The sequence below is a fragment of the Winogradskyella eximia genome, from assembly GCF_003386165.1.
Taxonomy (GTDB): domain Bacteria; phylum Bacteroidota; class Bacteroidia; order Flavobacteriales; family Flavobacteriaceae; genus Winogradskyella; species Winogradskyella eximia.
In genome coordinates this window covers 206806-229992 of sequence record NZ_QRDV01000005.1, presented here as the reverse complement: position 1 = coordinate 229992, position 23187 = coordinate 206806, and the positions used below count along the sequence as shown (strand labels likewise).

General features: G+C 32.1%; 22 protein-coding genes. 18 read left to right on the top strand and 4 right to left on the bottom strand.

Annotated elements, in window-relative coordinates; genetic code table 11:
* Window positions 1–9: 9 nt before the first annotated feature.
* Both DFQ10_RS12185 and DFQ10_RS12180 read right to left on the bottom strand, forming a co-directional pair.
* The gene (locus DFQ10_RS12185; RefSeq protein WP_115817705.1) at window positions 10–2112 is read right to left on the bottom strand and encodes a TonB-dependent receptor domain-containing protein; all 2103 of its coding nucleotides are present in this window, start codon (window positions 2110–2112) and stop codon (window positions 10–12) included.
* 66 nt (window positions 2113–2178) lie between these two features.
* Window positions 2179–2559: a hypothetical protein gene (locus DFQ10_RS12180; protein WP_115817704.1), complete on the bottom strand. Its 381-nt coding sequence runs from the start codon at window positions 2557–2559 to the stop codon at window positions 2179–2181.
* A 197-nt stretch (window positions 2560–2756) separates the two neighbouring features.
* Here DFQ10_RS12180 and DFQ10_RS12175 point away from each other — a divergent pair, with 197 nt between their 5' ends.
* The 16 genes from DFQ10_RS12175 to DFQ10_RS12100 all read left to right on the top strand — a co-directional run bounded on the left by DFQ10_RS12175 (window position 2757) and on the right by DFQ10_RS12100 (window position 19138).
* Window positions 2757–3482 carry a peroxiredoxin gene (locus DFQ10_RS12175; RefSeq protein WP_115817703.1) on the top strand — a complete coding sequence of 242 codons (726 nt, stop codon included), beginning with the start codon at window positions 2757–2759 and terminating at the stop codon, window positions 3480–3482.
* A gap of 174 nt (window positions 3483–3656) precedes the next feature.
* Entirely contained in the window at window positions 3657–4997 is a 1341-nt protein-coding gene (locus DFQ10_RS12170; protein ID WP_115817702.1) for an MBL fold metallo-hydrolase, read from the top strand.
* 23 nt (window positions 4998–5020) lie between these two features.
* The gene (locus tag DFQ10_RS12165) at window positions 5021–5476 is read left to right on the top strand and encodes a methyltransferase family protein (protein ID WP_115817701.1); all 456 of its coding nucleotides are present in this window, start codon (window positions 5021–5023) and stop codon (window positions 5474–5476) included.
* Window positions 5477–5485: 9 nt separating this feature from the next.
* Window positions 5486–6091 (top strand): class I SAM-dependent methyltransferase, encoded by a 606-nt coding sequence (locus tag DFQ10_RS12160; RefSeq protein ID WP_115817700.1) that lies wholly within the window; start codon window positions 5486–5488, stop codon window positions 6089–6091.
* Window positions 6092–6222: 131 nt separating this feature from the next.
* A complete protein-coding gene (locus tag DFQ10_RS12155; RefSeq protein WP_115817699.1) occupies window positions 6223–7557 on the top strand; it encodes a cytochrome ubiquinol oxidase subunit I in 1335 nt (444 codons plus the stop codon).
* A gap of 2 nt (window positions 7558–7559) precedes the next feature.
* Window positions 7560–8636 carry a cytochrome d ubiquinol oxidase subunit II gene (cydB, locus tag DFQ10_RS12150; RefSeq protein ID WP_115817698.1) on the top strand — a complete coding sequence of 359 codons (1077 nt, stop codon included), beginning with the start codon at window positions 7560–7562 and terminating at the stop codon, window positions 8634–8636.
* A gap of 17 nt (window positions 8637–8653) precedes the next feature.
* Window positions 8654–8950 (top strand): hypothetical protein, encoded by a 297-nt coding sequence (locus tag DFQ10_RS12145; protein WP_115817697.1) that lies wholly within the window; start codon window positions 8654–8656, stop codon window positions 8948–8950.
* 80 nt (window positions 8951–9030) lie between these two features.
* Window positions 9031–9645, top strand: coding sequence for a TetR/AcrR family transcriptional regulator (locus DFQ10_RS12140; RefSeq protein ID WP_115817786.1), 615 nt, complete (start codon window positions 9031–9033; stop codon window positions 9643–9645).
* Window position 9646: 1 nt separating this feature from the next.
* Window positions 9647–10897: a TolC family protein gene (locus tag DFQ10_RS12135; RefSeq protein WP_115817696.1), complete on the top strand. Its 1251-nt coding sequence runs from the start codon at window positions 9647–9649 to the stop codon at window positions 10895–10897.
* A 10-nt stretch (window positions 10898–10907) separates the two neighbouring features.
* Window positions 10908–11804 carry an HlyD family secretion protein gene (locus DFQ10_RS12130; RefSeq protein ID WP_115817785.1) on the top strand — a complete coding sequence of 299 codons (897 nt, stop codon included), beginning with the start codon at window positions 10908–10910 and terminating at the stop codon, window positions 11802–11804.
* Window positions 11801–12703, top strand: coding sequence for an ABC transporter ATP-binding protein (locus tag DFQ10_RS12125; protein ID WP_115817695.1), 903 nt, complete (start codon window positions 11801–11803; stop codon window positions 12701–12703). Before DFQ10_RS12130 ends, DFQ10_RS12125 begins: the two co-directional genes overlap by 4 nt.
* Before the next feature lie 71 nt (window positions 12704–12774).
* Window positions 12775–13503 (top strand): ABC transporter ATP-binding protein, encoded by a 729-nt coding sequence (locus DFQ10_RS12120; RefSeq protein ID WP_115817694.1) that lies wholly within the window; start codon window positions 12775–12777, stop codon window positions 13501–13503.
* Window positions 13500–14606, top strand: coding sequence for an ABC transporter permease (locus tag DFQ10_RS12115; protein ID WP_115817693.1), 1107 nt, complete (start codon window positions 13500–13502; stop codon window positions 14604–14606). The genes DFQ10_RS12120 and DFQ10_RS12115 overlap by 4 nt, the downstream gene beginning before the upstream one ends.
* 111 nt (window positions 14607–14717) lie before the next feature.
* The gene (locus DFQ10_RS12110) at window positions 14718–15839 is read left to right on the top strand and encodes an ABC transporter permease (RefSeq protein WP_115817692.1); all 1122 of its coding nucleotides are present in this window, start codon (window positions 14718–14720) and stop codon (window positions 15837–15839) included.
* Window positions 15840–15907: 68 nt separating this feature from the next.
* On the top strand, window positions 15908–17518 hold the full coding sequence (locus DFQ10_RS12105; RefSeq protein WP_181897630.1) for a T9SS type A sorting domain-containing protein: 1611 nt from the start codon (window positions 15908–15910) through the stop codon (window positions 17516–17518).
* 162 nt (window positions 17519–17680) lie between these two features.
* Entirely contained in the window at window positions 17681–19138 is a 1458-nt protein-coding gene (locus tag DFQ10_RS12100; protein ID WP_115817690.1) for an NAD(P)/FAD-dependent oxidoreductase, read from the top strand.
* Between the two features lie 350 nt (window positions 19139–19488).
* On the opposite strand, the gene pncA is transcribed toward DFQ10_RS12100, so the two are convergent.
* Together pncA and DFQ10_RS12090 are read right to left on the bottom strand one after the other, a co-directional pair.
* Window positions 19489–20094 (bottom strand): bifunctional nicotinamidase/pyrazinamidase, encoded by a 606-nt coding sequence (gene pncA / locus DFQ10_RS12095; RefSeq protein ID WP_115817689.1) that lies wholly within the window; start codon window positions 20092–20094, stop codon window positions 19489–19491.
* 43 nt (window positions 20095–20137) lie between these two features.
* Window positions 20138–21535, bottom strand: coding sequence for a nicotinate phosphoribosyltransferase (locus DFQ10_RS12090; RefSeq protein WP_115817688.1), 1398 nt, complete (start codon window positions 21533–21535; stop codon window positions 20138–20140).
* A gap of 444 nt (window positions 21536–21979) precedes the next feature.
* Between DFQ10_RS12090 and DFQ10_RS12085 the strand changes: the two genes are divergently transcribed.
* Together DFQ10_RS12085 and DFQ10_RS12080 are read left to right on the top strand one after the other, a co-directional pair.
* Complete coding sequence (locus tag DFQ10_RS12085) at window positions 21980–22450, top strand: cytochrome C (protein ID WP_115817687.1); 471 nt, start codon at window positions 21980–21982, stop codon at window positions 22448–22450.
* A gap of 255 nt (window positions 22451–22705) precedes the next feature.
* A complete protein-coding gene (locus tag DFQ10_RS12080) occupies window positions 22706–23182 on the top strand; it encodes a DUF4405 domain-containing protein (RefSeq protein WP_115817686.1) in 477 nt (158 codons plus the stop codon).
* Window positions 23183–23187: the final 5 nt, after the last annotated feature.

The following is a 23187-nucleotide window of genomic DNA, read 5'->3' as shown; positions in this document are numbered from 1 at the left end:
GTAGTGATACTAAAATTTATATTGTAAAAATGCTGAAAAATTTCTACCAGGTTCAGTAATTGGCGTGCTTCCAAAATCTGCTTGGTTGGTAAAAGAGAAGTTTAAATGATTATTGTAAGCTTCATCTAAAGCGTTAATTACAGCGACTCCTAACGTAACATTCTTAATTGGTTTAACTCCTAATCTAATATCTAAGGTTTGGTAACCATCTGTTTCTGTTTCACCGAAACTTCTAGAAATATTATCTTGTTTTGATACCAAGTTATATTGAATATTTCCCCAGAATTTATCCTTTTCAATTCCAACAACGAATCGTGTTGTAAATGGAGGTGTCAATGGAAGCGATTCTCCTAAATCCTTGTTTTTAGCATACACATAAGAAAATTCAGATTTAAAATAATAATGATCTAAAAAATCAATTTGCGCCATAGCTTCAAATCCAGTTTTATAAGCTTCATCAAGGTTTCTAAATACTTTAGGATTTCTAGGCTCTGCAATCGGATTAAACTTTCGTGTTAGCGTTTCATCTACAATAACAACAATATAGTTTTCAAAGAATGAATAATAAAAAGAAGTTTCATATTTAAAACTATTAAAGCCGTTTTTTAGTGGTTCATTGCCTTTAAAGCCAATTTCGAACTGATTATTAACTTCAGCCTTTAAATCTGGGTTACCTATATATTCATAAGGATCTTGGCCTACCGTAAAGTGATTAATAAAACGTTCTATCATATTAGCAGAGCGCACTCCACGACCATAAGCGGCTTCTAAAGTGAATTTATCTGAAACTCTTTTTTTAACAGAAACAGTGCCACTGATGTTGTGTTCTGTTCGTTTTTCAAGGTCGTACATGGCTTCAAAATCTGCTTCAGGATCTTGTATGTCTGAAGTCACATTATCATATCGCAATCCAGCAGTAAAAATAGTATTAGCACCTAAACTATATTTGGCTTCTGTAAATACGCCTATATCTGTAATATAAGAATCTTGCCAGACTTTATCATTAAACTCCACAGGTGTTGGTAATGGATTACCATTCATCATTTTTACTAATCGTGTTCGTTTTCCATCTCTAGCAATATACATGGCATCTAATCCAGAAAAAATATTCAATTTTTCAAAAGGTTTCCAGTTGAGTTCTATTTTTCCTCCTGCTGTTATAGCATCAACGCCAGAGGCAGCTTCCATCATTCTAAAAGAAGGTCTGTTGGTATTGGTCATTAAGTGATCTACGTAACTGTAATAGGCTTTAGCTGTTAAGGATTTAACCGTTTTCCCAATATTATCTAATGAATAATCTAAGGAAATTATACTACTGTTATCATATTCCGTATCCATTGGTAGTGCAGCATGTAGGACATCACGACCAAAAGATTGTCTCCAATGGGCTTGTAAGCGTTGGTCTTCAGAAAAATTATAACCTATTTTAACACCATAATCTGTGCTTCTAAATGACGAAGGGATTTCGGTGCCATCTCCATCTTCATAATTTCCAAAATCTCTGTATCCTGCATTAGCAACAATATCGTATTTATCTTTAATGTATTGTAATTGTATAAGATTAACTAAAGAATTTCCATTGCTTTCATAGCCGCCAGACACTTTACCATGTAAGCCATAATCCTCAAAGTCTGGTTTTTGAGTAACAAGATTTACAATACCGCCAAAAGTGGCACCATATCTTACTGTGTATGGTCCTTTTATAATTTCAATTTTTGAAATTTCTTCAGGAATAATATGTGTAGTTATAGGATCCATTCGGTTAGGACAAGCATGCATCGCTTTTGTGCCACCATCGTATTGAATATTGAGTTGCTCATATTGTGCGCCTCTAAATGATGGGTCTATAGCATAATTTCCTCTTTTTATAACCGAAAAGCCATTGATATTGTTGAATAAATCGGCAACGTTTTTAGGTTGCACAATTTTTTCGTCATATTTATTAGATACAATAGTAAGTACAGGATCAGTTTTTAAATTTCCGGTAACAATGACTTCTGTAAGTTTAGTTGTTTTTTGTTTTGTGGTATCTTTTTGGGTCTCTTTTTGTTCTTGGCCATAAGATACAGCTGTGATTAGTGCACATAAAAGCACACTGTAAAATGTTTTCATAGTATAGTTCTATTTTATTTAAATCAAATAATTGTGATAGCAATCGCTATCAATCAGTAAATAAAATTAAACTCTAGGCGGATGAAAACAGTCGTTAGTATTATTAAAAGTATATAAGTTAAGGTAATGCGATGAAAAGTATTGTCTTCTAATTGGTGTGTATTTAGTTAATTGAAAAGAAGTATTTGGACTTGGGTATAAAATAAGTTCTTTAAAGTCAATTATGCTTTCTGGAGTATTTTGATCACTATTTTGAGATTCAGCAACTTTCATTAATTGGCATTTCCCATTACACTGTAATTGGGGTTTGTCTTTGTTCTCGCAGAGGTTTTCTACAAATCCTATGGGATCTAATTTATAATAAGCATACGTCAACGACACTCTTGTGCTATTGAATACAATCAATACCATAAGAAGTGATGTAATTACAAGTGTGCTTATTTTCATCTATAGCAAATTTATCATAGTTCATTTTATATAATGCTGACTTTTATCAGTATCCATAACTATGACGAGATTCTAATTTTAGAATCCTAATTATCAAAGTTCATAATAAAATAATCTTGTAATGGTAACATAGGTTACATAGTTAAAAACTATTGTAAACTACATTTGTCATAAATTAATTAAATACTTATAAAATTATGAATACTACAGAAACAATTAAAGAAGAGCAATCATTTTCAATGCCAAGAATTGGAGATAAAGCACCAGAATTTAAAGCAGTAACAACACAAGGAGACATTAATTACCCTTCAGATTATAAAGGAAAGTGGTCCATACTATTTAGTCATCCAGCAGATTTTACACCAGTTTGTACATCTGAGTTTATGACATTTGCACATTTGGAAGAAAAATTTGAAAAGGCCAATTGTAGCCTTATTGGTTTATCTATTGATGGTCTTTACAGTCATATAGCATGGTTAAGAACTATTAAGGACAAGATTGAGTTTAATGGTATGAAGAACATAGAAGTTAAGTTTCCTTTAATTGAGGATATTTCTATGGAAGTTGCCAAAAAGTATGGTATGATTCAACCAGGAGAAAGCAAAACACAAGCCGTAAGAGCTGTCTTTTTTGTTGATCCGAATGAAGTAGTTAGAGCTATTATTTATTACCCATTAAGTTTAGGTCGTAATTTTGATGAGCTATATAGAGCATTAATTGCAATGCAGACATCAGATAAATTTAATGTAGCTACACCTGCTGATTGGAATCCTGGTGATGATGTTATTGTGTCTCCTGCAGGATCTTGTGGTGTGGCAGAAGAACGCATGAGTTCTACAGAAGATTTAGATTGTAAAGATTGGTTCTTTTGTACTAAAAAGTTAGATAAAGATTTAGTATTAGATTCAATCTTAAAAAAGTAAGATGATTTCAATTAAAAAGAGCCTCTAATTGAGGCTCTTTTTGTAATTTAAGTCATTATGGATTGTTAATTCTGGCCTAAAATTGATAAATATAAGAATGCTTCAAGTTTTTAGTTTTAAATTTATAAGAGTATTCATTCGTTTATCATAAAGTTCAATATTAAAAGAGAAATTATGAAAGTTATACAATTTGAAGACAAACCATTAGCACATTATTCATACGCTATTATTAGTGGTAATGAAATGGCTTTAGTAGATCCAGCAAGAGACCCTAAACCTTATTATCAATTAGCAGAAAAACATAAAGCAAAAATTAAAGCCGTTTTTGAGACGCATCCACATGCCGATTTTGTGAGTAGTCATTTGCAAATACATAAAGAAACAGGCGCAAAAATTTATGTGAGTAAATTGGTAGGAGCCAATTATCCACATGAAGCTTTTGATGACGGAAACTCTGTTACAATAGGAAAGACTATATTTTCTGCCATAAATTCACCTGGTCACTCGCCAGATAGTATAACAGTGATTGCGGTAGATGAAGAAAATAATCATGCCATGTTCTCAGGAGACACCTTATTTATTGGTGATGTAGGACGACCAGATTTGAGAGAAAAAGCGGGTAACATGAAAGCGAAAAGAGAAGAATTAGCACAAAGTATGTATCATACAATGCAGCATAAATTTAATCATTTACCAGACGCAACAATCGTTTATCCAGCGCATGGAGCAGGTTCGTTATGTGGTAAAAATATGAGTACCGATTCTCAGAGTACTTTAGGAAGAGAGCGAAAAGAAAATTGGGCTTTTAAAAATCTTACGGAAGAACAGTTTGTAAGCCATATATTAAAAGACCAACCTTTTATTCCTTCGTATTTTGGGTTTAATGTAGATATCAATAAAAATGGAGCAGAGAATCTTCAAACTAGTATTGCAAAACCAACATTTCAATTTAAGATAGATAATTCTAATTTAGAAAATGCTTTAGTTGTTGACACACGATCTAAAGAAGAGTTTAATAACAACCATATCCTAAGCAGTATTAATATTATTGCGGAAACTGAGGATGATAAATTTGAAACTTGGTTAGGGTCTATAGTGAAGCCAGAAGAATCTTTTTACTTGGTGATACAATCTATAGATAATAGAGATGAAATGTTAAATCGTGTTGCAAAAATAGGTTACGAAAAGCAACTGCAAGGTATAATAACTTTAGATGCAGTGAATTTTGAACAATCAGAAGAGCTTAAACCTAATGAGTTTGAAGGGCATTTAGAGAATTATACCATCATTGATATTAGAAATAAAAGTGAAGTAGAAGAAGGGAAATTTTTTGAAACTGCGATTTCTATTCCTTTAAATGAGTTAAGAGAAAGTAAAACGCAGATACCAACAAACAAACCTATTGTAGTGCATTGTGCTGGTGGTTATAGAAGTGCTGCAGGACGAAGTATAATAAGTACTCTAGTCGAAAACGTACCGGTTTATGATTTAGGTGATGAGGTCACTAAATTTTAAAAATAATTAGAAGTATTAACCCATTGAATAAACTCGGAAAGCCAACTATAAAGGATTATCTATATGTAAGTATTCAGCTTGTGTTGTTTTTAGTTTATGTTTTACCAGTGCAATTATGGGTTTTACATTTTGCAGAATGGTTGAGGTATTCGGGTTTAGTTTTAGGAATTTTTGGTCTCGTTTTAGGAATCATGGCATTATTACAAATAAATACTAAGATTTCACCATTTCCTACACCTGTATCGAAGAGTCAATTAATAACCAATGGCGCTTTTTCAATTGCCAGACATCCTATTTACACGAGCGTTATTACAATGGCTTTAGGATACGCTGTATTCGATGCATCGCTTTTTAAATTTATAATATGCTTAGCGTTATGGTTGCTTTTTTATTTCAAATCTAAATATGAAGAACAATTATTAGCAGAGAAATTTCCGCAATATTCAAACTATCAACAAAAAACAAGACGATTTATTTAAGACTAAACTATGAAGAACAATCCAGCAGATTTTTGGAACGAGCGTTTTGGTAAAGAAGAATTTATTTATGGCACAGAACCTAATGTTTTTTTTAAAGAACAGCTAGATAAATTAGAAACAGGAACGTTGCTTTTACCTGCGGAAGGTGAAGGTCGTAATGCTGTATATGCAGCCACTCAAGGTTGGGAAGTCTCTGCTTTTGATATCAGTGAACAAGGAAGAGAAAAAGCAATGCTTTTAGCTAAGCAGCACAAGGTTAACATCAACTATGAAATTGTAAGTGTGTTAGATTATACAAGTCATAAACAATTTGATGTCATTGCATTTTGCTACACTCATTTTCCAATAGATATCCGTAAAACAGCGCATAAACAAATGTTACAACTATTAAAAAAAGGCGGAACAATTATTTTTGAAGCGTTTGCAAAAGCCCAATTGAATAACGATTCTGGTGGACCTAAAAATGAGGCTATGCTATTTTCGATAGATGAAGTAAAGCAAGAATTTACCAGATTAGATTTTAAAACATTAGAAGAAAAAATAATAGAACTCTCAGAAGGGAATTATCACAAAGGAAAGGCTCAAGTTATACGGTTTATAGGTGTAAAGTTATAAGGAATAGGATTATATGATTTACGCAATCTAAATTTTAGCTTCTTTTTTCATTAAAATGCTAAAATTTGTAACTAATGTAACATAGCAAACTTTGCAAAAACCATAACTTTGTAAAATCCAAAATAAGACATATGGAAGATATGCTATTCTATGATCGTATGCAGTTTGCATTTACGATTACATTTCACTATTTATTTCCGCAACTCACCATGGGATTATCGTTACTGATAGTCTATTTTAAATGGAAATTTCTAAGGTCAAAAATTGAAAAATATAACGATGCAGCAAAATTCTGGATGAAGATTTTTGCACTCAACTTTGCGATGGGTGTCGTTACTGGTATTCCAATGGAATTTCAATTTGGTACCAATTGGGCTAAATTTTCAGAACTTACTGGTGGTATTATCGGTCAAACTTTAGCTATGGAAGGTATGTTTTCCTTCTTTTTAGAATCGTCCTTTTTAGGACTTTTTTTATTTGGAGAAAAATTGTTGGGACATAAACTTCATTTTGTCACCGGTTTTCTAGTTTTTTTGGGCTCTTGGGCAAGTGGTTATTTAATTATTGCCACGCATTCATGGATGCAGTATCCTGTAGGTTACGAGGTTCTTGAAAATGGTAAATTCATACTTAATAATTTTGGAGCATTATTCTCTAATCCATGGTTGCTGCCATCATATTTGCATAATCAAGCCGCATCTTTAGTAACTTCTTCATTTGTGGTTGCTGCTATTGGTGCATTTTATTTATTAAATAATAAGCATAATGAATTCGGAAAGTTATTTGTAAAAACAGGTGTTATTTTCGGATTAATTTCTAGTTTATTAGTAGCATTTCCAACAGGAGATTGGGCTGCTAAAAATGTAGTAGAACACCAACCTGTAACTTTTGCAGCAATGGAAGGTATTTTTGAAACGGAAGAAGGTGGCTCAGAAATTGTATTGATTGGGCAACCAAATATGCTAGAAAAAAAGCTCGATAACAAAATTGCAGTGCCAAATATTTTAAGTTTTCTAACTTATCAAGAATGGGATGCACAAATTAAAGGCTTAAATGAATTTGATGAAAGTGTACACCCAACTAATGTTCCAGGATTGTACTACTCATATCATATTATGGTAGGCTTAGGAACTATTTTTATAGGTTTAATGCTCTTAGCTGTTGTACAATTATTTAGAAATCGACTATATAAAACCAAATGGATTTTATGGTCACTAATGTTTATGTTACCATTTCCATACATCGCTAATACAACAGGTTGGTATACAGCAGAATTAGGTAGGCAGCCTTGGTTGGTTTACAATTTATTAAGAACAGCAGATGGTGCATCACCAACGGTATCTTCAGGTAACACCTTATTTACATTACTTGGTTTTATTGGTTTATATCTTCTTTTAGGAATGTTATTTTTAATGTTAGCAGGTAAAATTATCAACAAAGGACCACAACTAAATCAACAACACTAATTATGGAATTATTTTGGTATATCGTTTTAATGACAATGTTAGCTGTTTATGTAATTTTAGATGGTTACGATTTTGGAGCAGGAATCATTCATCTGTTTTTTGCGAAAGAGGAAAAAGATAAAAAGGCAATAACTAATGCCATTGGTCCTTTTTGGGATGCCAATGAAGTATGGTTAATTGCAGCAGGAGGCGTTTTGTTTTTTGCATTTCCAACTTTATATGCATCATCATTTAGTGGGTTTTATTTGCCACTTATTATGATTTTATGGTTACTTATTTTTAGAGCAATTGGTTTAGAACTAAGAGGGCAAATTCACAATAAAATGTGGGAAACTATTTGGGACAAAGCTTTCGGAATTGCAAGCTTACTATTAGCACTATTTTTTGGAGTGGCTTTAGGAAATGTTGTTAGAGGTGTAAACTTGGGAAATGTTGTTGATGGCGTTTCTACTTACGAAGCACACTATTTCTTTTTACCACTTTGGAATCCAACGTTTAGTCCACAAGCAGAACAATTAGGTATTTTAGATTGGTTCACTGTTTTATTAGGAATTGTTGGAGTCGTGGCATTAACCATTCATGGTGCCAATTGGATTATTTTTAAAACCAATGCAGCTATAAATGAAAAGCTCAAAAAAGTAGTTTTCAGTCTTAATTTTGTACTGTTAGCTTTAGTTATTGTGTCGCTTTTAATTTGGCATATTATTGAGCCAAAACCATTTCATAATTTTATAGATAATCCTTGGTTGTGGATTTTTCCAGTAATTACATTTACAGGTTTGTTTGGTTTGTTTAAAGTAAAAACTTTTAAAAAACATGGAATGGGTTTCTTGTTTTCTTCTTTGTTTTTAGGAGGAGGATTAGCATCAACTGTAGCTTCAATTTTTCCAAAAGTATTACCTTCTACAAATAGTATTAATCCAGATTTAACTCTATACAATGTTGCAGCTCATGAATATGGCTTATCCGTTGGTGTCTATTGGTTTGTAATTGCAGTTATTTTAGTTATTGCATATTTTACCATTCAATATCGTGTATTTAAAGGAAAGATGGATGATGTTGGCTATGGCGAACATTAATTTTAAATGATATTGTTATGACAGGTACATTAATTTCTTTAATTAGTATTTTTATAGGAATTATTGGTGCCAATGTTTTTGGTTATGTAAAGAAAAAGTTTTCCTTTGGCTTTACAGGAAATACTTTAATCGGAGTATTTGGAAGTATTTTTTTGATAAAGTCGTTCGGAAGATTAGGATTTGATCCATGGTCTATAATGAATAATGGTGATTTTGATGCCTTTCGTTTAGTAATCAATATGATAGTCTCTGCCTTAGGTGGAATTATGGGACTAGTTTTAGTTAAATACATCTATCGAAAGATGAATAAATAAGTTAAAAAATAATCGAACAGGACACTGTTCAATTATTTTTTGTAAATTTGTTAACCATTTGGTTAAACCATGTAGTTGAAATGAAAAAAACAAAAGACGAAAACAAAGAGAAACAAATATTAGATGCTGCAAAAAGCATATTTCAATCTAAAGGAATGGATGGTGCACGCATGCAAGAAATAGCTGATAAAGCAGGTATTAATAAAGCCATGCTGCATTATTACTATAGAAGTAAGCAGTTGTTGTTTGAGGCGGTTTTTAAAAATGCGTTTAGCCTATTAGCACCTCAATTAAATGCGGTTTTAAATGATGATGCATCTATTGAAAGCAAGGTGAGAAACTTTACATCAAATTATATTTCGTTTATAGCTGAGCATCCTTATTTACCAAATTTTATCATTCAAGAACTCAATAGAAACCCAGAGTTTATTATAAAACTGAAAGACAATCCAAACTTTTTAAACCTTGATAAATTTAAAGTTCAAGTAGAACAAGAGGTTGAAAAAGGCATTATAAAACCGATTAGTGCAGAACAGTTATTTATCAATATTATGGCATTAAATATTTTTCCGTTTGTTGCAAAACCGTTGCTTATGGCATTTACAAATACAGATAACAGCGCCTACAAACAACTGATAGAAGACCGCAAAACAGAAGTTGCCGACTTTATTATTAATTCTATAAAGCATACTTAAAATGAAACAGTTAGTCCTTATCTTATTACTCTTAATTGGATGGTCAAGTGTTGCGCAAAAAAGCATTACGTTAGAGGAATGTTACCAATTAGTGACAGAAAATTATCCGTTAGCAAAACAGTCAAAACTTTTAGATGCGCAAAACAAACTGGATGCAGAAGTTATTGCTACTTCAAAATTACCACAGTTAAGTTTAGATGCGCAAGCGACGTATCAGTCTGATGTGATTGAATTTCCTCTAGCAATGTCAGGAATCGAACCCTTAAACAAAGACCAATATCGTGCAACTGTTTCTGTAAATCAGCTCATTTATAATGGAGGAGCAACAGAGGCTTCTTTAGATTTAAAATCTGCGCAATTAAAAACAAAACAAAAACAAGTCGAAGTCAGTTTATACCAACTTAAACAGCAAATTAATCAACTCTATTTTTCTGTGTTGTTAGCGCAAGAATCTCAATTATTATTAAAAGCAAAAAAAACGCAATTAGAAGCCAAACTTAAAGAAGTACAATCAGGAATTAAGTATGGTGTTATTTTACCAACTTCAGATAAAATTTTGGAGGCTGAATTATTAAAAATACGCCAACAATTCAACGCATTAGAAAGCAACAAAGCAACCCTTATCGAAACGTTATCTAGTTTAATAAGTCAGCCATTAAATACTTCAACAATATTTCAAAATTCACTTACAGTAACACAGTTACAAACAGAAATAGCAAGACCAGAACTAGAATTGTTTCAACTTAAAAAAGAAGAAATTGAAAATTCAGAAAACCTTTTATCTAAACAAAACGCACCTAAATTACTTGGTTTTGCAACAGGTGGTTATGGTAATCCAGGATTAAATATGTTGGATAATTCGTTTCAAACATTTTATACCGTTGGTATTAAAGTGAATTGGAATATTTTCGATTCGAACGCGAACAAAAAGCAAAGAGAGTCATTAGCTATCAACAAAGATTTTATAGAGAATGAAACCGAAATTTTTAAACTCAATACTAACATTGCGCTAAATCAACAACAAAAAGAAATCGATAAAATTGAATCTTTTATTACTTCAGATTTAGAAATAATTAATCTTAGAAAAGACGTGCTAAAATCGGCAGATTCACAACTTAAAAATGGTGTGATTACATCTTCGGCATATATCACAGAACTTACTAATTTATATGAAGATGAAAACACGTTGGTAAGACATAAAATTCAGTTGCAACTAGCAAAAGCAAATTATAATGTCATTAAAGGAGAATAGAAATAGACACATGAAAAAGGACAAATATATATTAGGATTAGGGATCATACTTTTTACGATGTTTTCTTGCGAAAACGATAACGGAAAAGCAGATGGTTACGGAAATTTTGAAGCAACAGAAATAACCATTTCAGCAGAAAATAATGGAAAACTGATGCAGTTTAATCTTGATGAAGGAGATGTGCTTCAAAAAGAGCAATTTATTGGCTATATCGATACTGTTCCGTTAGCATTAAAACGTGAGCAGTTGGCCATTTTCAAAGCTGTAATAGCTTCAAAATCTAAAGGTGTTTTGTCACAAATTAATGTGTTAAATGCAAAGCTGAAAACTGCAAATACAAATAAAACACGGGTACAAAATCTTATTAAGGACAACGCAGGAACACAAAAACAATTAGATGATGTTTCCGGCGAAATCGATGTGATTAGAAATCAAATTAGAAGTGTTGAAATTCAAAACGCACCAGTTGTAAATGAATTAAAATCCATAGATGTACAGTTAAAACAAATTGACGACCAAATCCAGAAAAGTAAAATTGTAAACCCATTATACGGAACCGTTTTAACCAAATACGCAGAACCAAATGAAATTACGGCTTTTGGAAAACCGTTGTATAAAATTGCCGATTTAACAACGATGCAATTAAGAGTTTACATCAGTGAAACACAATTAGCGAATATTAAAATAGGACAAGAGGTAACTGTGAAAATCGATAATGCAGATTCTATGAAATCTTATAAAGGTAAGATTAGTTGGATTGCTTCTGAAGCTGAATTCACGCCAAAAATAATTCAAACCAAAGAAGAACGTGTGGCATTAGTTTATGCTGTAAAAGTGGACGTTAAAAATGATGGAAGCCTAAAAATTGGAATGCCTGCAGAACTATGGCTAAATACTGCAGAATGAGTATCACAGTTTCTAACATATCAAAATCTTACAAAAGTGTAAAAGCTTTAGAGAACATTTCTTTTAATGTGAAAGAGGGTGAGCTTTTTGGACTTATTGGTCCTGATGGCGCAGGTAAAACAACGTTATTTAGGATTTTAACAACGCTCTTAATTGCTAATGAAGGTTCTGCAACGGTTGCTGATTTTGATGTTGTTATAGACTATAAAAAGATTCGGAATAATGTTGGCTATATGCCAGGGAAGTTTTCGCTTTATCAAGATTTAACCATTGAAGAAAATTTAAATTTCTTCGCGACTATTTTCGGAACAACCATAGAAGAAAACTACGATTTAATAAAAGAGATTTATGTTCAAATTGAACCTTTTAAAAACCGTCGTGCAGGAAAACTATCTGGCGGAATGAAGCAAAAACTAGCTTTATGCTGTGCTTTAATTCATAAACCAAAAGTGTTGTTTTTAGATGAGCCAACAACAGGAGTGGACCCAGTGTCGAGAAAAGAATTTTGGGACATGCTTAAACGTTTGCAACAAAAAGGTATTACCATTTTAGTATCTACACCATATATGGATGAAGCTGCTTTGTGTGACAGAATTGCATTGATTCAAGATGGTAAAATTTTACAGATAGATACACCTCAAGCCATTGTAAAGCATTATCCAAAACCTATTTTTAACGTTCGTGCAAATAATACGTACCAACTCATTAATAGTTTAAAGGCTTACGAACACAATCATAGTGTGTATCCTTTTGGTGAGTTTGTGCATTATACTGATAAGAGAGCAGATTTTGAACGAGAAGATTTAATTCAATATTTAGAATCAGAAAATTTATCCGATATAGAAATCGAAAAAACATTACCAACCATTGAAGATACTTTTATGGAATTAGCTAAATAAATGTCTGTTCGAGCGCAGTCGAGAACTAATAAGACATCTCGACTGCGCTTGATGAGACAAAAAAGAACTAAATGAACAAAAAGAACGTCATAGAAGCTCAAAACCTAACCAAAATGTTTGGTGATTTTACAGCAGTAAACGCTATTTCTTTTGATGTTAAAAAAGGAGAAATATTTGGCTTTTTGGGAGCAAATGGAGCAGGGAAAACTACAGCCATGAAAATGCTGATTGGTATTTCAAAACCTACTTCTGGAGCTGCTAAAGTAGCAGGATTTGATGTGTTTACTAATGCAGAAGATATCAAGAAGAACATTGGTTATATGAGTCAGAAATTTGCTTTATATGACGATTTAACGGTTAAAGAAAACATTACATTCTTTGGTGGAATTTATGGTTTGTCAAGAAAAAGTATCAAAGAGAAATCTGCTGTATTAATAGAAGAGTTAGGACTAGAAAAGGTGGCTAGTAAATTAGTAGGTTCTTTACCATTAGGCTGGAAACAAAAACTATCCTTTTCGGTGTCTTTGCTTCACGATCCTAAGATTGTGTTTTTAGATGAGCCAACAGGTGGAGTCGATCCCATAACGAGACGTCAGTTTTGGGAAATGATTTACAAAGCAGCTAATCAAGGCACAACCGTTTTTGTAACCACACATTATATGGATGAAGCTGAGTATTGCGACCGCGTGTCTATAATGGTAAACGGAAAAATAGAAGCTTTAGATACACCTAAAAAGCTTAAGCAACAATTTAACGTTGCAAATATGAACGATGTGTTTTTAAAACTAGCAAGAGGATGAAAAGATTCATAGGTTTCATAAAAAAAGAATTCTTTCACATTTTTAGAGATAGACGCTCATTGTTTATTCTATTCGGAATGCCAATAGCACAAATTATGCTATTTGGTTTCGCGATTACCAATGAAATAAACAATGTAGATATTGCTGTTTTAGACCATTCAAAAGACGCAACAACAAAAGAAATTATTAATAAAATTTCAGCTTCAAAATACTTTAGTATCAATCAATTTATTGATAGAGAATCAGATATTGAAATTATTTTCAAAAAAGGAAAAGTAAAAGCAGTTTTAAATTTCGAAGAAGGTTTTAGTAAAAAACTAATCAAAGATAATAAAGCTACTATACAGATTATTACAGATGCTACAGATCCTAATACTGCAAATACAATAAGTAATTATGTCAATGCGATTCTTCAACAATATCAAAAAGGATTGAATGAAGACATCACAATCGCCTATCAAATTGTACCACAAACCAGAATGGTTTATAATCCAGAATTAAAAAGTGTGTACATGTTTGTTCCTGGTGTAATGACTATCATTTTAATGTTAGTTTCTGCAATGATGACTTCAATTTCTATTACAAGAGAAAAGGAGTTAGGCACCATGGAAATCCTTCTAGTATCACCAATAAAACCAATTCAGGTTATTGTTGGTAAAGTGTTTCCGTATATTTTTCTGTCTATTATAAATGCAATCGTCATTGTAGTTTTGAGCATATTTATATTTAAAATGCCAGTCCAAGGAAACTTGTTTTTATTAGGTTTTGAAAGCGTATTATTCATAATCACAGCATTAGCTTTAGGTATTTTAATCTCAACAATTTCTGCAACACAGCAAACAGCAATGATGATTTCTTTAATGGGATTAATGTTACCAGTAATTCTTTTATCAGGCTTTATTTTCCCAATCTCAAGCATGCCAATACCATTGCAAGTGATTAGTAACATCATTCCTGCAAAATGGTTTATTATCATAATAAAAGGGATTATGCTAAAAGGAGTAGGGTTACAATATCTATGGAAAGAAACCTTGATTTTAGTAGGAATGACGATCTTTTTTATGGGATTAAGTGTAAAGAAATATAAAATTAGATTGGAGTGAAAGAGTAAAGTTGTCTCGTCGAGCGCAGTCGAGACGTTTATTAAAAATGATATTTAAATAAAGATTCCTGCTGAAGTTTATCTTGAGCGGAGCCGAAAGGTGGGAAATAATATGAAAACAATACTATACATCATACAAAAGGAGTTCAAGCAAATCTTTAGAAATAAAGGCATGCTTCCTATCATTTTTGTTTTACCATTATTACAACTCGTTATATTATCTAATGCAGCTACATTTGAAGTCAAAAATATCAAGTTTGGTTATATCGATAACGATCACTCATCAACATCTAGAGCATTAGTTGAAAAATTTAATGCATCTACTTACTTTAATGTATTAACTGATTTTCCTTCGGAAGCTTTAGCAAGTGCTTCGATGTTGAAAGGTGAGGTAGATGTGCTTTTACAAATTCCACACTATTTTGAACGCGATTTACAAAAAGAAAAACAGAACAGCTTAGGCGTAACTATAAATGCAATTGATGGTGCAGCAGCAGGTGTTGAAAATGTATATGTCACACAAATTGTGCAACGCTTTAATCAGAACATAAAGGTTGATTTGTCACAAGTTTCAGATAAACAAATACAACCAATTACTATAGAGACTATTCCATTGTTTTGGTATAATAAAACTTTAAATTATAAAACCTTTATGGTTCCTGGTATATTGGTTTTACTAGTCACCATGATTACGCTCTTCCTTTCAGGAATGAATATTGTCCGCGAAAAAGAAATTGGTACTCTAGAACAAATTAACGTCACACCAATTAAAAAGAGCCAGTTTATTATTGGGAAACTTTTTCCGTTTTGGGTCATAGGAATGGGCTTATTAACGGTTGGATTAATTTTAGCCAAAGTCATATTTAATGTTCCAATGCTAGGGAGTTTACCGCTAATGTATTTATACACTTCAATTTATATTCTGGTCATTTTAGGAATCGGTTTATTCATTTCTAATTTTACAGATACACAACAACAAGCTATGTTTATTGCGTGGTTTTTTACAGTCATTTTTATTTTAATGAGTGGTTTATTTACACCAATAGAAAGTATGCCAAAATGGGCACAAACCCTTACCGAATTTAACCCAATAAGATATTTTGTAGAAGTCATGCGTATGGTGATGCTAAAAGGTTCTGGTTTTAACGATATTCTTCCACAGTTATTAAAAACAGCCCTTTATGCTTTTGTAATGAATGGATTAGCAGTTTGGAGTTATAAGAAGACGAATTAAGCTAATGTAACATTAGATACAGTATTTGTTTTTTGTTAGTTCTACCTTTAATGCTCAATCATCTAATTATGAAGCATAAGGTTTTAGTACTCGTTTTCTCTTTATTGGCAAGTGTCAACTTGTTTGCGCAAGACCAATTTACGGTTCAAATAGAACCATTAACTATTACAGATGCACCAAACGTGCATTCTTTTTCATGGGGAAAAACTTCCGATGGAAAATGGATAATCTTAGGAGGAAGAATTGATGGTTTGCATCAAAGACAACCATTTGCTGCTTTTCAGGAAAATGATAATAACAAAAGTGTGTATGTTATAGATCCTGTTGCAAACCAAACTTGGAGTACGTCTATTGATGTGCTATCTACAGTGCTTTTTGAACAACTACAATCCACAAATCAAGAGTTTTATCAAAGAGGAAATACATTATATATTATAGGTGGTTACGGTTATAGTGCCACACAAAATGACCATATAACCTATGATAAATTAACGGCTATTGATGTCGATGGATTAGCAAATGCTGTTATCAATAACACAAGCATCGTTTCTTTTTTTAGACAAATTTCAAATTCTAATTTGGCAGTTACAGGTGGACATTTGGGTTTCTTAAATGATGTGTTTTATTTGTGTGGAGGACAATATTTTGAAGGAAGATACAATCCACAAGGACCAAATCATGGTCCAGGATTCATTCAAAATTATACCGATGAAATAAGAACTTTTGAAATCAGTGATGATGGTACAAATCTTTCAATATTAAACTATTCTGCACAAAACGATACTAATAATTTACACCGAAGAGATTATAATTTAGCACCTCAGATTTTTCCTGATGGAACATCTGGTTTTACTATGTTTAGTGGTGTTTTTCAACATACAGCAAATTTACCTTGGTTAAATAGTGTGGATATAACAGCTTCAGGATATACTGTTAATAATACATTCAATCAATATTTAAGTCAATATCATAGCGCTAAAGTGCCTATTTACGATACGTCAAATAATGTAATGCACACTTTATTTTTTGGTGGTATGAGCCAATACAAATTAGATGCAAATGACAACCTTATTCAAGATGATAATGTGCCATTTGTAAAAACCATTAGTAAAGTGTCTAGGTTTAGTGATGGCTCAATGACAGAAAGTAGTTTAGGTATAGAAATGCTTACTTTTTTAGGTTCTGGTTCAGAGTTTATTCCATTGAATAACAACTTAAATTATCTAACAAACGAAATAGTAGATATTAATAATTTACAAGAAGGCATTACACTTGTAGGCTATATTTTTGGTGGTATTGAAAGTACCCAAGAAAATATATTTTTCATTAATAATGGTACGCAGAGTAGTGCGAGTAGTTTGGCGTTTAAAGTCTTTATTAATAAATCGACTTTAAGTATAGATGAAGTAGCTCTTAACCCGAATAATATTTACAATTTAAAAATTTATCCAAACCCTTCTAATGGTATTTTTTCTATTGAAGTATTCATTCCTAATACTCAGCAGAACACTTTAGAAGTTTATAATCTTTTAGGTAAAAAGGTAAAATCAATAGTGATTGAAAAATCTATTGGTTTAAAAGAAATAGCTCTAGATTTAGCTAGTATGGCGTCTGGAGAATACATTTTAGTCTTCAAGAATAAGCAGCATACAATAGAGAAAAAAATTATAAAGCTGTAATTAATTGCGTCATAGTGTAACAATAGTTACGGTTGGTTTTATTTGAAAATATGACCTTTATAATCTAATCGAAGCTATTAATTAGTATAAAGGTCATAATGACCTAAATCATTTCATAAGCTTAATTATTAAACTAATTTCATAGTATTAAATCATAAGAAAATGTCTAAAATTGTCATTCTTGGAGCCGGAATTTCTGGTCACGTTGCAGCAACGCATTTACGCAGAAAACTACCGAAAAAGCACGAAGTTGTTGTGGTATCACCCAACAGTAATTACCAATGGGTTCCGTCTAACATTTGGGTTGGAATTGGAAGAATGAAATCAGAAAAAATATATTTCCCATTAGAGCCCTTATATAAAAAGAAAGGGATTGGTTATAAACAAGCCAAAGCGATTTCTTTTTTTCCTGAAGGAGATAAAACCGAAGAGAAACCTTATGTTTTATCCGAATATGTGGTTGGAGATAAGAAAGGACAACAAGAAAAAATAACTTATGATTATTTGATTAATGCCACAGGGCCAAAATTAAATTTTGAAGCTACTGAAGGCTTAATTCCTGGTGAAAATAAAGCTTATTCTGTTTGTACATATTCACATGCAGACCATGCTTGGGAAGGTTTAAAAGCGCTAATTGAAGAAATGAAAGCAGGTAAAAAAGCTAAAATTTTAATTGGTACAGGTCATGCAAAATCAACCTGTCAAGGTGCTGCTTTTGAATATATATTAAATGTAGAACAAGAATTGCGTAAGCACAACGTTCGTGACATGGCAGAAGTCACTTGGATTTCTAACGAATATCAATTAGGCGATTTTGGTATGGATGGTATGTTGTTAAGCTACGGAAGCATGACCATGAAATCTCATGAAATGGTTGAGATGGTTTTTGAAGACAGAGACATTAAATGGATTCTAGGAGCAGGCGTTAATAAAATTGAAGATGGTGTAGCACATTACGAAAATTTAGAAGGAGAACAGAAATCAGAAGCTTATGATTTTGCCATGTTAATTCCATCATTTTCTGGTCATGGTTTTAAAGCTTATGATAAAAATGAAAACGATGTCACAGAAAAACTCTTTAAAGGGTTCATGATTGTTGATGCAGATTACACACCAAAACCTTATGAAGAATGGTCTGTTAAAGATTGGCCAGAAACGTATCAAAATCCAAGTTATAAAAACATTTTTGCGCCAGGTATTGCGTTTGCGCCACCACACGCTATTTCTAAACCAAGAACGAGTAAAAACGGAACAGTTATTTCACCAGCACCACCAAGAACAGGAATGCCATCTGGTATCACGGCGAAGTTAGTAGCAGATAATATTATTGATTCTATAAAGAGTGGAAAAGAATCCTTAAGCCACAAAGGTTCTATGGGAAATATGGGAGCAGCATGTATTGCTTCTGCAGGTTTTGGTTTAATTAATGGAAGTGGAGTTAGTATTACTACGTATCCCATTGTTCCAGATTATGAAAAATATCCTAAAACACAAGGACGTCAACTCGGTAAAACTTTTGGGGAAATTGGTTTAGCTGGTCACTGGTTAAAATTAGCCTTACACTATGCTTTTATCTATAAAGCTAAAATGCGACCATTTTGGTGGTTGATTCCTGAATAGTTTTTTTAAAAATTAGTGTGAGCTAATGAATTTTGAGTAAACACATAAGAGTAATGTCCCCTCGAGGGGACTTTAGGGGTGTTTTATTAATAGAGTAATCAAATTTGTCAAGTCACAGAAATATAACCGTGAAAATTAAAAATACTATGACACAAAGAATTTCAAGATATCAAAGATTTAAAATGATGAATCCTATCATTCAGTTTTTCAAATTCATTTATTTAAGTATCAAAATAATGATAGTCGTTGCAGGAGGCCATGGTGGCACAAGAAACGTGAACTAAAATAATGATTAGAACTTAGTATGGGATTAATATCTAGAACTCATCTATTTAATGGTATAATAACTATTAAATAGATGTGGATGTTACCATCTGAATACCCATAGCAATCATTTCCTTTTTTAGTTTTTCAAATACGTCCTTATCCAATGCTTTAGAAGCATCTTCAATAAAAAAGCAATCAAAACCTTCTTTAACAGCATCGCGTGCTGAAAAATAAACACAAATATCAGCAGCTAAGCCACATAGAAAAAGCTGTGTGGTTCCTTTTTCTTTTAAATAACCAGCCAATCCGGTTGATTTTAAATGGCCATTGTCATAAAAAGCACTGTAACTATCAATAGTTTTATTGGTTCCTTTTCTAAAAATAGCTTCAAATTTGTCGGTATTTAAATCTGGATGAAATGCTGCACCTGCTGTACCTTGCACACAGTGATTTGGCCATAAGGTTTGTGGTTGCCCATGAATTTCAATTTCATCAAAGACAGATTTTCCGTTATGATTATTAGCAAAACTGATATGGTCTTTAGGATGCCAATCTTGTGTGCCAATGACTAAATCAAATTTATCTTGAATCTTATTAATTACATGAATAATTTGATCGCCGTTGGGAACAGGAAGAGAACCGTTTGGTATAAAATCGTTCTGCACATCAATGATTAATAGCGTTTTCATGAGTAGAATTTAATTTTGAATCTAATTTTTAGTATAGCTTAGTTTAGAATTTATGTTTATTAATTAAAGTGTCACGTTCTTTCTTAAGTGCAGAACTCAGTCCAATTTTATAGATATGTGGATTCTGAAAACGTTTGTATTCATTAGGAAGTTGTTTTAAACGTGATTGCGAATATTTCGAAATTTCAGTAACCGAACGAGAAGGAAGTACTCTTTTTCCATTTTTCATCACTAGTTCAAGTAAAGGCTCATGCTTAAATGAAGTAAGGTCTAAACTTTTTGTGGTATCAAAAGGATGTTCCATTAATGTAATGTTATCTTCAGAAGAAAGCGTTACGGCATCTGCACCGTAAAACATACCATTATCGTCTGTCATTCTGTAAACTTGCTTTTTAAAAGGAAGCGAGATTTTAATAATATTTTCAGAAAGTTTAATTCTTGGTGTATCATTATATTCTGCTAATTTATAAACGCCATCTAAGGCAGCATCTGGTTTTCCTGTGACTAGGTTTGTGCCAACACCAAAAATGTCAATGGACGCACCTTGTTCTTTCAAACTTTTTATAACATACTCGTCCAATTGGTTAGATGCTACAATTTTTACATAACTCAAATTGGCATCGTCAAGTATAGCGCGCGTTTTTTTAGATAAATAGGCTAAATCACCACTGTCTAAACGCACACCTAACAGACGGTCGCCTCGTTTTTCCATTTCTTTGGCTACAGTAATAGCATTTGGTAGTCCACTTTTAAGGGTATTGTAAGTGTCTATTAAGAAGACGCAATTCTCTGGTCGCATTTTAGCAAAATCTCTAAAAGCTTGTAATTCTTCATCATAACTTTGAATAAAAGAATGTGCCATAGTACCAGTAGAAGGAATGTCGTAATCTTCGGCAGCTTTAACATTACTCGTACTGTCAAAACCGCCAATGGCTGCAGCTCTAGAGGCATAATAGCCACCTGTAGCATGTGCACGACGTAAGCCCATATCTAAGAGAATGCCATCTTTAGCACTAAATTTTATTCTACTTGCTTTTGTAGCAATCAAGGTCTGAAAATTAAGAATGTTTAGTAAAAGCGTCTCAATAATCTGAGCTTCTATAATATTCGCTTCCACTTGTAAAATAGGTCTATTAGGAAATACAACATCACCTTCTTTACTCGAATAAATGTTTCCTTTAAAACGGAAATTCTTTAAATAGTCTAAAAAATCACTTTCAAATCCTTTTTGTTCTAAATATGAAATATCTGATGATGAGAACTCGAGTGTTTCAAGTATATCTAAGACATCTTCTAATCCTGCAAAAATAGAATACCCACTCTTAAAAGGATTGTGTCTAAAATAATAATCAAAGACCGCTCGTCCATCTGGTTTTGTACCAAAATAAACTTGAGCCATTGTGATTTGATAGAGGTCGGTATATGCAGCTGTAATATTCATTAGAATTTGGATTATATCTCTTGAAGATATCCAAAAATGAAAAGATGTCTTGTTGAGAATTTTAAAAAAAATAAAGCCAATAAATTTAAGAATATTTTGCCACTCGGAGAACGAAGACGCAAGAAAGATTACGTTTGTTTAATAAAAAAAATCAGATTTAATTGTAATTCACTTTTGTTGAGTAACATTAGTTACTGAGTGTTATTATATGATGATTTATTTTTGTTGTAGCTAGTGTTTTTTTGTTCGACTTTAATGAGAATTTTAGAGTTAATTTCAATAATTACGAGAGCATCAATATGACGGAAAGAATTTCAAAATATCAAAGATTTAAAATGATGAATCCTATCATTCAGTTCTTCAAGTTTATTTATTTAAGTATAAAAATAATGCTTGTTGTTGCAGGAGGGCATGGAGGCACAAGAGAAAATGTAAAATTGTGATATGAGAAAATTATTAATTGTAATCATTGGTTTAAGTTTTTTTAGTTTTCATTCTTGTCAAAATGAATCAGAAAAAGAGAGTTCTATAAAGGAAGAAACCATAGTTATGGAACCTACAATTATTGATGATGGTCGTGTTTCGCTTAACTTAAATGCGATGCAGAAAAATCATCAACTTTCTAATATGAGAAGTCATTTAGAGGCCGTTCAAGAAATCACATTATTACTCTCTCAAGATAATTATGACAAAGCTTCAGAATTGGCATATACAAAACTAGGTTCTACAACAGAAATGAAATTAATGTGCGCATCTTTTGGAGATAAAGGCTTTGAGAATTTAGGATTAGAATTTCATAAAAGTGCTGATATAATGAGTGAAGTTTTCAAAAAACGAAATAAAGATAATTCCCTTACTGCTTTATCAAATACATTAAACTATTGTGTGAAATGTCACGCAACGTATAAGCAGTAATATATAAGTTAACTGATGTGGTTATCAGTTTTTTTGGTTGGTTAGTAAAAGGGCACTTATAAAGATTTATAAGTGCTTTTTTCATTTGTATTTACTTTTTATATGATTATTAAATGATAGAAATATTGCTTAAAGGTAAATGTGTAGTTATTTTATTGAAAACATGTGATTTATATTTCTTTGTCTGACCGAAGTCATTGTGGCATTTCTTCCTAATCGATACTTTTAATTACAATTCAAAAAAGTATCAGTACAATGAAAAAGTCTGTCAAAGCCATGCGAAAATCCACTTGGAACTTTATACTAAATGCAACTATGACATTATGTATGTCTGCAATTATTGGTATTGGTTTTCTAATTAAGTACACACTTTTATCTGGTCAAGACCGAAAGGAAGTTTATGGACAGAATGTAGAACTGTATTTCCTTGATATGGACAGACATCAATGGGGAACAATTCACCTTTACTTAAGTTTTGTGCTCATTGGCTTATTAATAATACATGTTTTTCTGCATTGGAAAGTCGTCACAGCCGTCTACCAAAAAATTATTAAAGTGCAATTTACTAAGAGAATTGTTGCTATTAGTTTCGCAATACTATGCGCTATACTAGTTATTGTTCCATTTTTTATAAATCCAAAAGTAGAAGTTATAAAAAAGGGAAACGGACGCCAAGTAACATTGGTTACAGACTTCGATACTACATTAAACTATTTTTGCACTGTAAATTAATGATT

Coding starts and splice junctions, on each gene's coding strand:
- DFQ10_RS12115 (WP_115817693.1), top strand. CDS start 13,500: ATGAAAAGATTCATAGGTTTCATAAAAAAAGAATTCTTTCACATTTTT.
- DFQ10_RS12170 (WP_115817702.1), top strand. CDS start 3,657: ATGAAAGTTATACAATTTGAAGACAAACCATTAGCACATTATTCATAC.
- DFQ10_RS12100 (WP_115817690.1), top strand. CDS start 17,681: ATGTCTAAAATTGTCATTCTTGGAGCCGGAATTTCTGGTCACGTTGCA.
- DFQ10_RS12135 (WP_115817696.1), top strand. CDS start 9,647: ATGAAACAGTTAGTCCTTATCTTATTACTCTTAATTGGATGGTCAAGT.
- DFQ10_RS12090 (WP_115817688.1), bottom strand. CDS start 21,535: ATGAATATTACAGCTGCATATACCGACCTCTATCAAATCACAATGGCT.
- DFQ10_RS12130 (WP_115817785.1), top strand. CDS start 10,908: ATGAAAAAGGACAAATATATATTAGGATTAGGGATCATACTTTTTACG.
- DFQ10_RS12085 (WP_115817687.1), top strand. CDS start 21,980: ATGAGAAAATTATTAATTGTAATCATTGGTTTAAGTTTTTTTAGTTTT.
- DFQ10_RS12140 (WP_115817786.1), top strand. CDS start 9,031: ATGAAAAAAACAAAAGACGAAAACAAAGAGAAACAAATATTAGATGCT.
- DFQ10_RS12175 (WP_115817703.1), top strand. CDS start 2,757: ATGAATACTACAGAAACAATTAAAGAAGAGCAATCATTTTCAATGCCA.
- DFQ10_RS12110 (WP_115817692.1), top strand. CDS start 14,718: ATGAAAACAATACTATACATCATACAAAAGGAGTTCAAGCAAATCTTT.
- DFQ10_RS12080 (WP_115817686.1), top strand. CDS start 22,706: ATGAAAAAGTCTGTCAAAGCCATGCGAAAATCCACTTGGAACTTTATA.
- DFQ10_RS12120 (WP_115817694.1), top strand. CDS start 12,775: ATGAACAAAAAGAACGTCATAGAAGCTCAAAACCTAACCAAAATGTTT.
- DFQ10_RS12160 (WP_115817700.1), top strand. CDS start 5,486: ATGAAGAACAATCCAGCAGATTTTTGGAACGAGCGTTTTGGTAAAGAA.
- DFQ10_RS12155 (WP_115817699.1), top strand. CDS start 6,223: ATGGAAGATATGCTATTCTATGATCGTATGCAGTTTGCATTTACGATT.
- DFQ10_RS12180 (WP_115817704.1), bottom strand. CDS start 2,559: ATGAAAATAAGCACACTTGTAATTACATCACTTCTTATGGTATTGATT.
- pncA (WP_115817689.1), bottom strand. CDS start 20,094: ATGAAAACGCTATTAATCATTGATGTGCAGAACGATTTTATACCAAAC.
- DFQ10_RS12185 (WP_115817705.1), bottom strand. CDS start 2,112: ATGAAAACATTTTACAGTGTGCTTTTATGTGCACTAATCACAGCTGTA.
- DFQ10_RS12125 (WP_115817695.1), top strand. CDS start 11,801: ATGAGTATCACAGTTTCTAACATATCAAAATCTTACAAAAGTGTAAAA.
- DFQ10_RS12105 (WP_181897630.1), top strand. CDS start 15,908: ATGAAGCATAAGGTTTTAGTACTCGTTTTCTCTTTATTGGCAAGTGTC.
- cydB (WP_115817698.1), top strand. CDS start 7,560: ATGGAATTATTTTGGTATATCGTTTTAATGACAATGTTAGCTGTTTAT.
- DFQ10_RS12145 (WP_115817697.1), top strand. CDS start 8,654: ATGACAGGTACATTAATTTCTTTAATTAGTATTTTTATAGGAATTATT.